Raw genomic sequence first — 16242 nt, forward strand, 5'->3', positions numbered from 1 at the left:
ATCCGTTTCTGCGGTAACGGCGGCTGGCGGTTTCGCCCTTACGGCGACTCACTTTTTTTTCAAACGCCAAAAAAAAGTAAGCAAAAAAAGGCTCGCCCCGAGCGTCCGGCCCCTCGCTAGGGCTCGGCGTTCCTTCGCTCCGGTATCCATCCGGGGACACTGCCCTCCGGTCGGCTTCGCTTCGACCTACATGCAGCGTGTTCGACTGCGTCGAACGGCGCTGCGCGCCACTCCCCGGATGAACACCTCCACTCAGCCTCCCGAAGGGGCGGGTGGATCAAGATCAAGAGCTGTAGGCGAGCTAACGCTCGGCCTGATGAGTGGTGAGAAGCGGCCGGTGTACTCATTCCTGTAGGAGCATGGCTTGCCAGCGATGGCGGCTTGACAGCCGACCAGTCATTTGCAGATGTACCCATTCTCTGTAGGAGCCGGGCTTGCCAGCGATGGCGGCCTGACAGCCGACCGATATCTTGCTGATGTACACCAATCCCCTGTGGGAGCTTGGCTTGCCAGCGATGGCGGCCTGACAGCCGACCAATTTCTAGCCGATGTACATCATTCCCTGTAGGAGCGAGCCTGTTCGCGAAGGCGGGCTCACTGGCGGCGCTGTTTAATGGTCAGCAAAAATTTCAGAACCTTCCCACGAAGTTTTCAGGTGCCCGTCGGACGTGGCATCTCTAGCCTTTTGCCTGTCGCTGGCATATTCAGCGATCGGGCTTCGCGGCCCGTTTCTCAGGCATATTCGCCCCCGCCTAACGACAGCGCTTTTGGCTGTCTGTCGTTTCGTGTCATGGCGGCTGTGCGCGGGATACCTTCGGGTATGCCGAGTTGCCAGAGGATCGGTCCGCGAACCTGCGTACAGCTGCCACCCAAATGGCTTCGCGGTAATTTGTAAGTGGCTCCACTCTTCCTCTGGAGTACTGCTATGTTCAAACCAACTCCCAATCCCCCCACCCGCAAACCCAGCACGATGTACATGATCGTCCCCGACATGGACACAGAAAGTCTTTTGGCCCATTCCTGTGAATCACTGGCTTCGGCGAGTGTGATGGCCGGYGATTTTGCGGCGCGTCTGCTTGGGCCTGACCGGCATACGGCGATGGCAATTCAGCAGCTGGTCATGCTGGCCGAACTGGCGGTGAATCGGGCGCTGGATAACGTCGACCCGACGTAACTGTTGGACCGAGTCATCGTTCTTCGCGAGCAGGATCCCGCAGGGGATTTGTCTACGACACCAATCCAATGTGGAAGTGGGCTTGCTCGCGAAGGCGTCAGTACAAACACCTCGAATCCCGAGGATATCCCCGATCCCCCCATCTCCCTGTAAACTGCGCCTCTTTACCCGACGCACAGGGAGCTCAAATGTCCGGTTCGATCCTTTATATCCACGGTTTCAACAGCGCGCCGGCCTCAAAAAAGGCTACGCAGTTGATGCAAGTGATGGACCGGCTGGGCTTGAGCGATCAACTGCGTGTCCCGGCCTTGCACCACCACCCACGCGAAGCCATCGGTCAGCTGGAGCAGGCGATTGAAGAGCTGGGGCGGCCACTGCTGGTCGGCAGCTCACTCGGCGGCTACTATGCCACTCACTTGGCCGAGCGCCATGGCCTCAAGGCTTTGCTGATCAACCCTGCCGTCAGTCCGCACCGGATGTTCGACGGGTTCCTGGGAACGCAGAAAAACCTGTATACCGATGAGACTTGGGAAATGACCCACGACCACGTGACGGCCCTGGCCGAGCTGGAAGTGCCGGCGCCCCAAGACCCGCAGCGGTATCAGGTGTGGTTGCAGACCGGCGACGAAACGCTGGACTATCGCCTGGCCCAGCAGTATTACCGAGCCTGTGCCTTGCGCATTCAGGCCGGCGGCGACCATAGTTTCCAGGGCTTTGCCGCACAACTGCCGGCAATGTTGAGTTTTGCCGGTATCGGCGCAGATTTGTATCAGGCGATCGATTTCACAGCACTGTGAACTGTCGCCTCTATTTCACGAACATTTGACGACGAGACCCCATGGCCACTCCCAGCGCTAGCTCTTATAACGCAGACGCCATCGAAGTCCTCTCGGGCCTCGACCCGGTGCGCAAACGCCCCGGCATGTACACCGACACCAGTCGGCCGAACCACCTCGCCCAGGAAGTCATCGACAACAGCGTCGACGAAGCCTTGGCCGGGCATGCGAGCTCGGTGCAAGTCATCCTGCACGCCGATCATTCCCTGGAAGTCAGTGACGACGGCCGTGGCATGCCGGTGGACATTCACCCTGAAGAGGGTGTTTCCGGGGTCGAGCTGATCCTCACCAAGCTGCACGCGGGCGGCAAGTTTTCCAACAAGAACTACCAGTTCTCCGGCGGTCTGCACGGGGTGGGTATTTCGGTGGTCAACGCCTTGTCGACCGAAGTCCGGGTACGCGTGAAGCGTGACGGCAACGAATACCAGATGACGTTCGCCGATGGTTACAAGAAAACCGAGCTGGAAGTGATCGGCACGGTCGGTAAACGCAACACCGGGACCAGCGTGTTCTTCGCACCGGACCCGAAATACTTCGATTCGCCGAAATTCTCCATCAGCCGCCTCAAGCACGTGCTCAAGGCCAAGGCTGTTCTGTGCCCGGGGTTGCTGGTCAGTTTTGAAGACAAAGCCACCGGTGAAAAAGTCGAATGGCATTACGAAGATGGCCTGCGCTCCTACCTGGTAGACGCCGTCAGCGAATTCGAACGCCTGCCGGACGAACCGTTCTGCGGCAGCCTGGCCGGTAATAAAGAAGCGGTCGACTGGGCGCTGTTGTGGCTGCCGGAAGGTGGCGACGCGGTTCAGGAAAGCTACGTCAACCTGATTCCGACGGCCCAGGGCGGCACCCACGTCAACGGTTTGCGTCAGGGCTTGCTCGATGCGATGCGTGAGTTCTGCGAATTCCGCAGCCTGCTGCCGCGCGGCGTGAAGCTGGCGCCGGAAGACGTGTGGGAGCGCATCGCCTTCGTTCTGTCGATGAAAATGCAGGAACCGCAATTTTCCGGCCAGACCAAAGAACGCCTGTCGTCCCGTGAAGCGGCGGCGTTCGTTTCCGGTGTGGTCAAGGACGCCTTCAGCCTGTGGCTCAACGCCAACCCGGAAACCGGCATGCTGCTGGCCGAACTGGCGATCAACAACGCCGGCCGTCGTCTCAAGGCGAGCAAGAAGGTCGAACGCAAGCGCATCACCGCAGGGCCGGCGCTGCCGGGAAAACTGGCCGATTGCGCTGGGCAGGACCCGATGCGTTCCGAGCTGTTCCTGGTGGAAGGTGACTCCGCCGGCGGTTCCGCCAAGCAAGCACGGGACAAAGAGTTTCAGGCGATCCTGCCGTTGCGCGGCAAGATTCTGAACACCTGGGAAGTCGACGGCAGCGAAGTGCTGGCCAGCCAGGAAGTGCACAACATCGCCGTGGCCATTGGCGTCGATCCGGGCGCCGCAGACATTAGCCAGCTGCGTTACGGCAAAATCTGCATTCTCGCCGACGCCGACTCCGACGGTCTGCACATCGCCACGTTGCTGTGTGCCTTGTTCGTCCAGCATTTCCGCCCGCTGGTCGATGCCGGCCATGTCTACGTCGCGATGCCGCCGCTGTACCGTATCGACTTGGGCAAAGAGATTTACTACGCCCTGGACGAAGCCGAGCGCGATGGCATTCTCGATCGTCTGGTCGCCGAGAAGAAACGCGGCAAGCCGCAGGTCACCCGATTCAAAGGCCTGGGTGAAATGAACCCGCCGCAGTTGCGCGAAACCACCATGGACCCGAACACTCGGCGCCTGGTGCAACTGACGCTGGAAGACTTCGAGGCGACCTCGGAAATGATGGACATGCTGCTGGCGAAGAAACGCGCCGGTGACCGCAAGTCCTGGCTCGAATCCAAGGGCAACCTGGCCGAGGTTCTTGGTTGATGCGGCTTGGCTTTGCCCTGGCGTGTGCGTTACTGCTGACCCCGGTTTTGGCTTCTGCCGAACCGGCACCAGAGTTGCGCGTGGTCGCCGAGCATCCGATTGACGGCATGCCCGGCGGCAACCTGTCGGGGCTGGCTCAGTGCGGCAAAGACCTGTGGACAGTTTCCGATCGCGACGACGATCAAATCTACCGTCTCGATACCCGCGACACGGTCTGGCAGGCTGAAACCGTGCGCATCGGTGTGCCGCCGGTGCCGGACAGCGGTTTGCCCTGGGGCTTGCGTTCGCGGGCCTGGGCGGCGTCTTTCGTACGTGGCGGCGACCTGGATTTCGAAGCCATTACCTGTGACGGCGCCGGCAATCGCTACATTGTCAGCGAAAGCCATGCGGCCGTCCTGCAAGTGCCGCTCACGGGGCCGGCGACCTGGCTGAACATTTCGCCGATGCTGGTTCGCGAAGCGCGGGCCAGTGGCATGCTGTTGCAATTCAATGCACTGTTCGAGGGTTTGGCGATCAATCCGGCGGGTGATCAGATGTGGTTCGCTGCCGAGCGCCAAAGCCGCGGATTGTTGACGATCAAGCGCAAACAAACGGTATGGGACTGCGACGGTGGCTGTGTGCTGCTGAGCGAGGCGGGCATGGAAATGCAGCCGCCGCAATTTCCCAATGCCAAACCGGTATCTCGGGATTTTTCCGATATATCGTTGTTCAACGGCAAACTGTTCACCCTTGAGCGCAACGCGTACCAGATTTGCCGCCGCGATCTGCAAACGGTGAAAGTCGAGCGTTGCTGGTCGTATGCGGCAGAACTGCTGCAGGCCAACCGTCGTTATCCACAGAACTATGGGCTGGAAGAAGCGTTGGTCGTGGACGCTGACGGTGTCTGGATCGGTGTCGACAACAACAACGGTGCTCGCGCCGATGGCGAAAGTCGCCCGGTGGTCTGGCGCTTCGCCGCGCCTGAAGGTGGTTGGAGCGCCAAGCCGTGAGCCAGCAAACACCGGGCAAACGCGCCGGCCGGGTCATGTTGGTGCTGGCCTGGTGTGCCGCGCTGTTTCTGGCGACACGGTTTTTCGGGCAATGGGAGGAGCGCCAGCAAAACCCCAATGTGGTGGTCAGCTCGGAACAGGGTGAAGGTTTTATCGAAGTAAAGCTGGTCAGCAATAGCCAAGGGCATTTTGTGGCCAGCGGCGCAATCAACGGCCACCCGGTGGATTTCATGCTCGATACCGGGGCGACGGATGTGTCGATTCCGGCCAGCGTGGCCGAAGGGCTGAAACTGGAACAAGGCTTCGGGGTGACCCTGAGCACGGCCAATGGTCTGAGCGAGGGCTACCGCACCCGCATCGACCGGCTGCAACTGGGCGATATTGTGCTGCGTGATGTTCGCGCGCTGGTCGCGCCAGGACTGGAAGGCAAACAGGTGCTGCTCGGCATGAGTGCACTGAACAAACTTGAATTTACCCAGCGCGGTGGCACCATGTTGCTGCGCCAGACAACGAACCGATGAGGCCCGCATGAGCGACTCCCTTGATCTCAGCCTGGACGGTGTAGAACGCCGGTCACTGGCTGACTTCACCGAAAATGCCTACCTCAATTATTCCATGTACGTGATCATGGACCGTGCCTTGCCGCATATCGGCGACGGCCTGAAACCGGTACAGCGGCGCATCATCTACGCGATGAGCGAGTTGGGGCTGGACGCCGATTCCAAGCACAAGAAATCGGCGCGTACCGTCGGTGACGTGCTCGGCAAGTTTCACCCGCACGGCGACTCGGCCTGCTACGAAGCCATGGTCCTGATGGCCCAGCCGTTCAGCTACCGCTACACGCTGGTCGACGGTCAGGGTAACTGGGGTGCGCCGGATGATCCCAAGTCGTTCGCGGCCATGCGTTACACCGAGGCGCGCCTGTCCCGTTACTCCGAAGTGCTGCTCAGCGAACTGGGCCAGGGCACTGCGGACTGGGGCCCGAACTTCGACGGCACCCTCGACGAGCCGCTGGTGTTGCCAGCACGTTTGCCGAACATCCTGCTCAATGGCACCACCGGCATCGCCGTGGGCATGGCCACTGACGTGCCGCCGCATAATCTGCGCGAAGTCGCGACAGCCTGCGTGCGTTTGCTCGATGAGCCCAAAGCCACGGTCGAACAGCTCTGTGAACACATCCAGGGCCCGGATTATCCGACCGAAGCGGAAATCATCACCCCGCGCGCCGACCTGCTGAAAATGTACGAAACCGGCAAGGGCTCGGTGCGTATGCGCGCCGTGTACCACATCGAAGATGGCGACATCATCGTGACCGCGCTGCCGCATCAGGTCTCCGGTGCCAAGGTGCTGGAACAGATCGCCGCGATGATGCAGGCCAAGCCGTCCAAGGCGCCGCAGATCGCTGACCTGCGCGACGAATCCGACCACGAAAACCCGTGCCGGATCGTGATCATTCCGGGCGCACGCAAAAACTTTGACCACGACGCACTGATGCAGCACCTGTTCGCCAGCACCGAGCTGGAGTCGAGCTACCGGGTCAACATCAACATCATCGGCCTGGACGGCAAGCCGCAGCTGAAAAACCTGCGCGCGCTGCTGGTCGAGTGGCTGGAGTTCCGGGTTCAGACCGTGCGTCGTCGCCTGCAATTCCGCCTCGACAAGGTCGAACGTCGCCTGCACCTGTTGGACGGTTTGTTGATTGCCTACCTCAACCTGGATGAAGTGATTCACATTATCCGGACCGAGGAGCATCCAAAAGCCGCCCTGATCGCGCGTTTCGCCCTGAGCGAAATCCAGGCCGACTACATCCTCGACACCCGTTTGCGTCAGTTGGCACGACTGGAAGAGATGAAGCTGCGTGACGAGCAGGATGAGTTGCTCAAGGAGCAAGCCAAGCTGCAAGCCCTGCTGGGCAGCGAAACCAAGCTGAAAAAGCTGGTGCGCACCGAGCTGATCAAGGACGCCGAAACCTATGGCGACGACCGTCGTTCACCGATCGTCGAGCGGACCGAGGCCAAGGCCCTGACCGAGCACGATCTGCTGCCGAACGAGAAAGTGACCGTCGTGCTGTCGGAAAAAGGCTGGGTTCGCTCGGCCAAGGGGCACGAAATCGACGCCACGGGGCTTTCCTACAAGGCCGGGGACGGGTTCAAGGCGCTGGCGGCCGGTCGCTCCAACCAGTTTGCGGTGTTTATCGACTCCACCGGGCGCAGTTATTCAGTGGCGGCGCACACCCTGCCGTCGGCTCGCGGCCAGGGCGAACCGCTGACCGGTCGTCTGACGCCACCGCCAGGCGCAAGCTTCGAATGCGTGCTGATGCCGGAAGATGATTCGCTGTACGTGATTGCCTCCGACGCCGGTTATGGCTTCGTGGTCAAAGGTGAAGACTTCCAGGCCAAGAACAAGGCCGGCAAGGCACTCTTGAGCCTGCCGAGCAACTCGAAGGTCATTCTTCCGCGCCCGGTGGCCGATCGCGAGAACAACTGGCTGGCTTCGGTGACGACCGAAGGTCGCCTGCTGATCTTCAAGATCAGCGACCTGCCACAATTAGGGAAGGGCAAAGGCAACAAGATCATCGGGATCACCGGTGAGCGTGTGGCCAATCGCGAAGAATATGTGACGGACATCGCCGTTCTGCCGGAGGGTGCCACTTTGGTGCTGCAGGCTGGAAAACGTACCTTGTCACTGAAAGTGGACGACCTCGAACACTACAAAGGTGAGCGTGGGCGTCGTGGTAACAAGTTGCCACGGGGCTTTCAGAGGGTAGATGCGCTGCTCGTCGAAAACCTCAATTAAGCGTCCTAGAGGCCTCGATCTACGATTTAACGCGTAGATCGACGCTTTGGCGCTGGAGTCGGAACGCATATTCACGGATGATATGGCCTTTCAAGCGCCGGCGTGGTCGAGCGTTCTTCATATTTATTGAGTATTTTCACTGTGGTTAGCCTTGTGGCAATCACCTGGATGGGACGATGACTGCTCTGCGCCTTCCTTTTATTTTGATGCTCGCCGGCGTTCTTGGCCTGGCGGGTTGCAGCGTTCACCAGCCGGTGTCGCTGTATCAACTGGACAGCGGAAGCCCGGTTGCACCTGCGCAAAGCGCGGGTATGGCGGTATTGTTGGGCCCGGTAACGGTCGCCGATTACCTGCAACGTGAAACCTTGTTGCAGCGTCAGCCCGATGGCAGTCTGCAAGCGTCGACGGATGGTCGTTGGGCGGGTAGCTTGTCCTCTGACATTGATCAGCTGTTGCTGCGTCAGGTCGCCGGTCATCTGGACAGTCAGCGTGTTGTGCTGGCGCCCGCCACAACCGGTTTCACGCCAGATGTCCAGGTACTGCTGACGATTACTCGCCTGGATTCGGGCGCGTCGCAACCGGCCATCCTGGATGCGCAATGGCGTTTGATCGACCGTCGTGGTCAGGTTCGCGATAACCGCATCATTCACCTGCAAGAGCAGCACGCGGGTGGTACGGCAGCGCAGGTACAGGCCCAAGGCGTGTTGTTGCAGCGCCTGGCCGAGCAATTGTCGGTGGCGCTCAAACCATTGGCCAATCAGCCGCCAATCGCTGAAGCACCAAAAAAACCGGCTGCCAAGCCTGTGGCTCCAGCGGCCGAGCAAGAGAAACAGCCGAAAATCCCGATGGCATCGCCAATCCGGACCGATATGGAAGTGTTCAGGTTCTAAGCCTGGATTGATCCAAAGCAAAGCCCGCCCTGTGCGGGCTTTGTTGTTTCTGAATGAGCGTGTAGCAGCTGTCGAGCCTGCGAGGCTGCGTTCGAGGACGAAGTCCTCGCAAATCCTGTGAGTACAGTCTGACTGAATAAGCCCATTGCCCTTACGCCTGTTGGGCCCAAGCCCAAGCCCAAGCCCAAGCCCAAGCCCAAGCCCGAGCGCGGGTCGAGGCGAACGCAACCTCGCAGGCTCGGCAGCTGCTACATGGCACCCACAAAAAACCCGCAGATGATCACTCATCTGCGGGCTTCATTGTTACAGGCTAAGGCTTACGCCCGGCGCTCATGCATCCGCGCCAGTTGTCGCTCCAGCATCGATGGATAAGGTTCCATCAGTCGCTCCACGCAGCAAGCACCCTCGGGGCTGGCAATCGGACGAATCCGCGCGCGTTGACGAATCAGCACGTCGTCACTGATCTTGCGCTCCACCAGCAGCAGGTTGCGGCTGTGTTGCGACAGGGCCAGGGCATCCTGGGCGGATTCGGTCAGCAGCAGGTCGATCTGACTCATTCCGAACAATTCCTCGCCCAGCGTCAGCCCGAGCTGCAATTGCAGGGTAATGCCGCTGTCCGCGACCTCGATTTGCAACTGATGGCCCAGCGCCCGCAGCAGCTCGCCGCAGCAGATCGCGTTGGTCAGGTAGTCATCGCCGCTGTCTTYGGTGTGGAACAGCATCAGCGTGCTGCCATCGTTCAGGGTGTGCAGTTCGCTCTGATAGAGCGAAGCGGCCTGGTCGAGACAGTCGCGATAGCGTTTGAGCAGCTCTTCCAGACGAGTGCGTGGCAGGCGACGCAGTTGATCCTGAGCGCCCAGTTGCACGGCCAGGACGGCGCTGTGTTGCGGCACATTGGAAATTACCGGTTTTGCTGCCGGCTTCGGCGCGCTGGCGACCGACTCATCACGCAGGTCTGCGAACGCGTCATCGTCATCGTCATCGTCGTCTTCAACGGTGCTGACAATGTGTCGTGGCGCCGGTTTGAGGCTGGCTACCGGTTTGGTTTCATCGAAACTCGGATCACGCAGGTTGCGTACTTCGAAGGTCGGCTCGTTGTCGTCCGCGTCTTCGTAATCGCTGTCGTCTTCAGGCTCGGGCTGCGGTTCCGGCTCGGCGGGCTCCGGAGCGAAATTGGCGTGCAGCTGACGGGCCAGATCGCCGATCTCATCCTGACGCTCGGTGGCCGGGGTGTATTCGTCGATGTTGCGCAGCCACACGCGCAATTGCAGCAGTGGTGTGGAAATGTGCCGACCCAAACGCAGGCTAAGGGCCAGGGACAATGCCAGCAGGATCGCACTCAAAATGCCCATGCTTTGCAGGCTGATGGTCATCGGCTGCTGGAACTGATCCATGTCCAGGCTGATGCGCAGTTGCCCGGCGGTCACGTCCTGGAAGGTGATCTTGCTCTGGTACATGCCCTCGGCTTCGCCCAGCAGGCTGTGCTTGGGACGCTGACCGGCTTCGGCGAGGATGCGGTTATCCACGCTATAAATGGCCGCGTGGGCCACCAGCTTGTTTTTGGTCAGGTTGTTGAGCAGCACGTTGAGGCTGAGGATGTCGTTGGACACCAACAGCTCCGTGGCGGACGTGGCCGTCTGCGTGGTCAGGCTTTCGCCCAGCGCATCGGCCTGCTCATGCATGGCCTGCTTGAACTGCAAACCCATCACACAGGCGTAGATCACCAGGGCCAAGGCGACCAGGATCACGTTATGGCTGGCGATGCGCAATGCAATCGGTACACGGCGGTGGCGCAGTGCACGGAAGATCAGCAGAAAGAAGTTATCGGTTTTTACTGGCGTGGGCCGGTTCACTTGCGCTCGGCTCTTTTGTCCGTGAAGTTGACGCGCAGTATAGCGACAGGCCCTAGGCCGTCAAAGCGCTCACGGTGCCCGATGGTCACTGAAAGTGGGTAGAATGCGGTTTTTTTCCACTTGCGGGGGTGCGCCTTGCGCGAAATCGTCCTGATAAACATCACGGGAGTCGACCGTCCGGGTCTGACTGCGGCCATTACCGGCGTTCTGGCCCAGGGTGGTGTGAACATTCTCGACATCGGTCAGGCGGTGATCCACGACACTCTGTCGTTCGGCATCCTGGTTGAAATTCCCGGTACCGAGCAAGGCAAGTCGGTGCTCAAGGACATCCTGTTCAAGGGGTACGAGCTCGATCAACAGGTTCGTTTCACGCCGGTGTCCGAAGAGGATTACCAGCAGTGGGTCGGCAATCAGGGCAAGAAACGCCACATCGTGACGCTATTGACCCGCAAAGTGACCGCCGAACAGTTGCAGGCCGTGAGTTCGATCACGGCCAAATATGGCCTGAACATCGATCACATTGATCGCCTGTCCGGGCGCATGCCGCTGGACACTCCGGCCGACAAGGGCAAGGGCTGCATCGAGTTTTCGGTGCGCGGCGAAGCGGCTGATCCACAGGCACTGCGTGCCGAGTTCCTGAGCGTTGCTCAGGAGCTGAACGTCGATATCGCCTTCCAGGAGGATTCGCTGTTCCGGCGCAACCGTCGCTTGGCGGTGTTCGACATGGACTCGACCCTGATCGAAGCCGAAGTGATCGACGAGCTGGCCAAGGCCGCTGGCGTGGGTGAACAGGTTTCAGCCATCACTGAGCGGGCCATGGCCGGCGAACTGGATTTTCGCGCCAGCTTCAAGGAGCGTCTGGCATTGCTGCAAGGCCTGGACGTCAGCGTGCTGGATTCGATCGGCGCCTCGCTGCGTCTGACCGAAGGCGCCGAAACCCTGTTTGCCGAACTCAAGCGCCTGGGCTACAAAACGGCAATCCTGTCGGGCGGCTTCACCTACTTCGCCAAGCAATTGCAGGCCAAGCTGGGGATCGATTACGTGTTTGCCAACGAACTGGAAGTGGTTGACGGCAAGGTCACCGGTGTCGCGGTCGAGCCGATTGTCGATGCACAGCGCAAGGCCGACTTGCTGCGTGAGCTGGCGCACAAGGAAGGTTTGCGTCTGGAGCAGACCATTGCGGTCGGCGATGGCGCCAACGATCTGCCGATGCTGGCGATTGCCGGGTTGGGCGTAGCGTTCCGTGCCAAGCCACTGGTGAAACAGTCGGCGAAGCAGGCGATTTCCACCCTGGGGCTGGATGGCGTGCTGTACCTGTTGGGTTTTCGCGATCGCGACGGTCAGCTCTAGGCAGCGCAAATAAATGTGGGAGCGGCGGTGCGGCGATCCGACTTGCCCGCGAAGAGGCCGGAACATCCAACATCTATGTTGTCTGTGCCGACGCTTTCGCGGGCAAGTCGGATCGCCGCACCGCCGCTCCCACAGGGATGCAGTTTGGCCTTTAGGCCTTTGGCTGGCCCATGCCCTGGCCCATCTGCACCGAGACGCCAGCGGTCATTTCTTCCGACCATTGCACTTGATCCGGCCCGAACAGCACAACAGCGGTCGAACCCAGTTTGAAGCGACCCAGCTCCGCACCTTTTTCCAGGTGGATCGGTGCGCGGGCGGCTTCGTCGTAGCGGAAGGTTTTCAGCTCGCGTTTCGGCGGCGTGACCAATCCTGCCCAGACGGTTTCAATCGACGCGACAATCATCGCGCCCACCAGTACCACGGCCATCGGCCCGCGCTCGGTGTCGAAAATGCACGCGACGCGCTCGTTGCGGGCGAACAGTTCCGGGACGTTTTCAGCAGTGGTCTGATTCACTGAGAACAGGCGGCCCGGGATGTAGACCATCTCGCGCAAGGTGCCGGCCAGCGGCATGTGCACGCGGTGGTAGTCCTTCGGCGACAGGTAAATGGTCGCGAAATCACCGCCCATGAACGGCGCGGCATTCGCCGCATCGCCACCCAGCAGTTCCAGCACGCTGAAGCTGTGACCCTTGGCCTGGAACACGCGGCCGTGTTCGATCGGGCCAAGTTGGCTGACCGCACCGTCGGCCGGGCTGAGGATCGCGCCCGGTGTTTCGTCCAGTGGACGCGCCCCGTCTTTCAAGGCACGGGTGAAGAACGCATTGAAGTGTTCGTAGGCGGTCAGGTCTTCGACCAGCGCCTGGGACATGTCCACCTGGTAACGCTTGGCGAACCAGGCGGTAAAGGCGTTTTTGAACCAGCGCACGCGGCATTCGGCAATGCAGCCGGCCAGTCGCGAGAGCAAGTGATGGGGCAGCAGGTATTGGCTGAGGATAAACAGACGCTTATTCATTAACTGTCCTTAAAACCTTAAATCTCTACGGGGGTGTCGGGATGGTTGCCCCATTCGCCCCAGGAACCGGCGTAGCCTTTGACCCGCGGATAACCGAGGGATTTGGCCACCAGATAGGTGAAGCCAGAACGGTGGTGAGTCTGGCAGTGGGTAATCACTTCTTTGTCTTTGGTGATGCCGAGCTGTTCGAGGATCTGCGGCATGTCCGTGCGAATGCGCAAGTTGCGCGACTTATCCATGCCCGCAGTCCATTCGAAATTGACCGCGCCGGGAATATGCCCGCCCTTGGCCGCCAGCACTTTCTCGCCGGAGTACTCCAGCGGTCCGCGCGCATCCCAGATCGCCAGGTCGGCGGCGCCGAGACGGCTTTGCAGGTATTCGCGGGTGGCCGTAGGTTCGTCGTGCAGGGTCAATGCCACCGGGCCGCCAACCGAAGGCGGGATTTGGATCGACATCGGCAAACCTTCAGCCAGCCAGGCCGGCAGTCCGCCGTCCAGATAGTGGTAGTTGCGGTGGCCAATGACATCCAGCAGCCAGATAAAACGCCCGGCCCAGCCGCCGCCTTCGTCGTCATAAACGACGTAGACCGCATTGGGGTTGTGTCCCAACTCACCAAACAACGCTTCGAGTGCCGCTTGCGCAGGCATCAGCCCCGGCGCAGGCGCCTGGCCGAGTTGCGTGCGCTTGGGGTCGACAAAGCGCGCGCCGGGAAGGTGCCCTTCGCCATAGCGAGCGCTGCTGGTCAGGTCCACCAGAATCAGGTCGCGGGCCTCGAGGCGAGGGAGCAAGTCGCTCGGCTCGATCACCAGCGGCAAGCCAGAGAAGTCAGACATGTGAGGTCTCCAGAGCACAAAAGTGTGGATTGTAGCGCAGCGTCATTGGCCGCGGTGGCTAAAGGTGTTCAAGGCTTTCTCGATGCATTGCGCGGTTTTGCCGAAGGCTTGCACGGTGATTTCCGAGAACGGCCCGCCGCCCTGATCCGCCACCACCACCATGATCACCCGCCCATTGTTGACCAGCGAGCGCAGCAACAGGTGTTCGCCACGGAATTGCGCACGCAGGCTGGCCGGCAACAAGGCCGAAAACTGGGCGTTATTGGCGGGTGTCAGGCGCACCTGAGCCTGTTGCGAGAGCAGCCGTTGCAGCACCGAGCTTTGGCTGACCATCAGGTTCAGGCCGGCCGTTTCTGTTGGCAACCCGGCGATCTGATGCGCCCGCAGATTGGCGTGCGTGCGGTCGGCCATCAAAATCATCACTCGGCGCATCCCGCACGCGACGAGGGCGTCCCGAGCAGAGGTGGTCAAGTGCATGGCGTTGGTGAAGGGGCTGGGTTCTACCAGCAACTCGGCACATTGGCTGCGCCACTTCGCCAGGTCTTCGGTGGTCGGTGCCGCTGCCGGAAGCAACCTGGCGTGGACACGATTCGTGCCTGTTGGCCAGAGCAGCGAGGCGGCGGGGTGCCACAGGTCCGGCATGGCATGCAGTCGGGCGCTGTTGGCGGCTTGTTGGTGCAATTGCTGCTGCACCTCGGCCATCGGCATTTGCAGATAAAGGCTGGTCAGGTACTGCCAGCGCTCGCTGTGAGGGCTGTCCCACGCCTGTTGCGCCGACAGTGCCAGGCCGTTGGCCAGCAGCACGGTATTGGCCGGCTGATTGAGCCAGCGGCGCAGCGTCGGATCGTCATCCAGGCGGTTTTGCTGGCGCAACGGATGATCGCTGTCGCGGGCAATGCGCAAGACCTGGACCAGTTCGCGCTGCTCGGTCAGCAGCAGGCGATAACCTTGTTCCACCCAGATCGGCAGGCGCCAGATGCTCACCAGTGCCTGGCAAATCTCCAGCAAACGCACGCCGAACAACTGCTTCTCGACTTTTCGCGCCGATTCACCTTGATGGATGACCCGCAGTTCCCACTCTTCAAGCAACTGCGGATGGGTCAGTGCCATCGGCCACAGCGGCGAGAGAAACAGCAGACTGCCCCAGTGAATGTCCTGCCACAGCCGCGCCAGTCGACCGGCAAAAAAACCATTGGCCTGCTGCGTCGCGTGCTGGCTGATCAATTGCAGTTGGCGCAAGGCAACCGGAATCTGCGATTGCGGCTCCGCGGGCAGGCGGGCGAGCAGTTCTTCGGTGCGTTTCAAGCCGAGGCGATTGATCGCCACTTCAAGGTTTTCCGCAGGCTCGGTCATGCTGCCGTGGGTGTGCCGATTGGCTTCACGAATGATGCTCAAGGCCAGGGCCGGGCTGTCTTGCATCAATTCCGCAATGTCGCGAAGCGAGCTGCGGCTGTCAGTTATGGCCCTGCACACACGGTCGTGACTGTCCTGCGGAACCGGCAGTCGCACGCCATCGAGCAGCTTGACCCAGCCTTCAAGCGTGGTCGGTTTTTGCGTTGGAATGTTCGTTTGGTTAGCCATGGTTGGACGCAATCTTCGTCTGCATTACCTATGCCCGGAGTAGGCTAAATTAGCTTTTCGCTTGAACGGGCTATAGTCTGGCGCAGTTTTGCCGATAAGGAGAAGAAGAGATTTTTCGACCTCCGAATATGACCTTGAACCCGACTCAGTAAGTGCTCTCCTACCTATGGCTAAAATTCTCGGCATCATTGTCGTATTCGCGAGCGTGCTCGGCGGATACGTGCTCTCCCACGGCAAGATTGCCGCCCTTATTCAGCCTTTCGAGGTAATGATTATCGGTGGTGCGGCACTTGGCGCATTCCTGCAGGCCAACCCGGGCCATATGGTCAAGCACGTCCTCAAGAAAGCTTTCGGGATGTTCAGCTCGCGTTTCAACCACACCTTCTACCTTGAAGTGCTGGGGCTGATTTACGAGATCCTCAACAAAAGCCGCCGCGAAGGCATGATGGCCATCGAAGGCGACATCGAAGATGCCGCGGCGAGCCCGATCTTYGCCAAGTACCCGGCGGTGCTCAAAGATGACCGCATGACGGCGTACATCTGCGACTACCTGCGCATCATGTCGTCCGGCAACATGGCGCCCCATGAGCTGGAAGGCCTGTTCGACATGGAACTGACCAGCCTCAAGGAAGACCTGGATCACCCTTCCCACGCGGTAAACGGCATTGCCGACGCCATGCCGGGTTTCGGTATCGTGGCGGCGGTACTGGGTATCGTGGTGACAATGGCCTCCCTGGGCGAAAGCGATCAGAAAATGATCGGTGTGCACGTCGGTGCGGCACTCGTCGGTACCTTCTTCGGTATTCTCGCCGCGTACGGTTTCTTTGGCCCGTTGGCCCACGCCCTGGCCCACGATGCCAAGGAAGAGCTGAACGTCTACGAGGCCATCAAGGCGTCGCTGGTGGCTTCGGCATCCGGCATGCCGCCATCGCTGGCCGTGGAATTCGGTCGCAAGGTTCTGTATCCGGCGCACCGTCCTAGCTTCGCTGAGCTGGAACAAGCGGTTCGCGGTCGCTAAGTC

At 60.5% G+C, this 16242-nt stretch carries 12 protein-coding genes and 1 pseudogene; 9 read left to right on the forward strand and 4 right to left on the reverse strand.

Annotated features, from left to right (window positions below; all coding sequences use genetic code 11):
- Nucleotides 1-955 precede the first annotated feature (955 nt).
- From AC1D2P_RS04460 to AC1D2P_RS04490, 7 genes and pseudogenes are all read left to right on the forward strand, one after another.
- Nucleotides 956-1174: pseudogene (locus tag AC1D2P_RS04460) on the forward strand (DUF6124 family protein); the annotation flags it as partial.
- Nucleotides 1175-1362: 188 nt separating this feature from the next.
- Nucleotides 1363-1971 (forward strand): YqiA/YcfP family alpha/beta fold hydrolase, encoded by a 609-nt coding sequence (locus AC1D2P_RS04465; RefSeq protein WP_046028375.1) that lies wholly within the window; start codon nucleotides 1363-1365, stop codon nucleotides 1969-1971.
- A gap of 41 nt (nucleotides 1972-2012) precedes the next feature.
- Nucleotides 2013-3917, forward strand: coding sequence for a DNA topoisomerase IV subunit B (parE, locus tag AC1D2P_RS04470; RefSeq protein WP_109785429.1), 1905 nt, complete (start codon nucleotides 2013-2015; stop codon nucleotides 3915-3917).
- Nucleotides 3917-4906, forward strand: coding sequence for an esterase-like activity of phytase family protein (locus AC1D2P_RS04475; protein ID WP_109785430.1), 990 nt, complete (start codon nucleotides 3917-3919; stop codon nucleotides 4904-4906). The genes parE and AC1D2P_RS04475 overlap by 1 nt, the downstream gene beginning before the upstream one ends.
- The gene (locus AC1D2P_RS04480) at nucleotides 4903-5427 is read left to right on the forward strand and encodes a retropepsin-like aspartic protease family protein (RefSeq protein WP_046028379.1); all 525 of its coding nucleotides are present in this window, start codon (nucleotides 4903-4905) and stop codon (nucleotides 5425-5427) included. The genes AC1D2P_RS04475 and AC1D2P_RS04480 overlap by 4 nt, the downstream gene beginning before the upstream one ends.
- A 7-nt stretch (nucleotides 5428-5434) precedes the next feature.
- Nucleotides 5435-7702: a DNA topoisomerase IV subunit A gene (gene parC / locus AC1D2P_RS04485; RefSeq protein WP_109785431.1), complete on the forward strand. Its 2268-nt coding sequence runs from the start codon at nucleotides 5435-5437 to the stop codon at nucleotides 7700-7702.
- 176 nt (nucleotides 7703-7878) lie between these two features.
- Complete coding sequence (locus tag AC1D2P_RS04490) at nucleotides 7879-8592, forward strand: PqiC family protein (protein WP_046028381.1); 714 nt, start codon at nucleotides 7879-7881, stop codon at nucleotides 8590-8592.
- A gap of 317 nt (nucleotides 8593-8909) precedes the next feature.
- On the opposite strand, the gene AC1D2P_RS04495 is transcribed toward AC1D2P_RS04490, so the two are convergent.
- Nucleotides 8910-10445, reverse strand: coding sequence for an AhpA/YtjB family protein (locus AC1D2P_RS04495; protein ID WP_477811320.1), 1536 nt, complete (start codon nucleotides 10443-10445; stop codon nucleotides 8910-8912).
- A 135-nt stretch (nucleotides 10446-10580) separates the two neighbouring features.
- Between AC1D2P_RS04495 and serB the strand changes: the two genes are divergently transcribed.
- A complete protein-coding gene (gene serB, locus AC1D2P_RS04500; RefSeq protein ID WP_046028383.1) occupies nucleotides 10581-11795 on the forward strand; it encodes a phosphoserine phosphatase SerB in 1215 nt (404 codons plus the stop codon).
- Between the two features lie 151 nt (nucleotides 11796-11946).
- Here serB and asd read toward each other — a convergent pair whose 3' ends face one another.
- Genes asd through AC1D2P_RS04515 form a run of 3 tightly spaced genes read right to left on the reverse strand, consistent with a single transcriptional unit; the run spans nucleotide 11947 to nucleotide 15221 of the window.
- Nucleotides 11947-12807, reverse strand: a complete 861-nt coding sequence (asd, locus tag AC1D2P_RS04505) for an archaetidylserine decarboxylase (protein ID WP_046028385.1) — start codon at nucleotides 12805-12807, stop codon at nucleotides 11947-11949.
- 17 nt (nucleotides 12808-12824) lie between these two features.
- Nucleotides 12825-13640, reverse strand: coding sequence for a rhodanese-like domain-containing protein (locus AC1D2P_RS04510; RefSeq protein WP_046028386.1), 816 nt, complete (start codon nucleotides 13638-13640; stop codon nucleotides 12825-12827).
- Nucleotides 13641-13682: 42 nt separating this feature from the next.
- A complete protein-coding gene (locus AC1D2P_RS04515) occupies nucleotides 13683-15221 on the reverse strand; it encodes an HDOD domain-containing protein (protein WP_046028388.1) in 1539 nt (512 codons plus the stop codon).
- Nucleotides 15222-15387: 166 nt separating this feature from the next.
- On the opposite strand from AC1D2P_RS04515, the gene motA reads away from it, so the two are divergent.
- Nucleotides 15388-16239 (forward strand): flagellar motor stator protein MotA, encoded by an 852-nt coding sequence (gene motA, locus AC1D2P_RS04520; protein ID WP_046028389.1) that lies wholly within the window; start codon nucleotides 15388-15390, stop codon nucleotides 16237-16239.
- Nucleotides 16240-16242 lie beyond the last annotated feature (3 nt).

Source organism: Pseudomonas sp. P1_F1_2 (assembly GCF_056405815.1).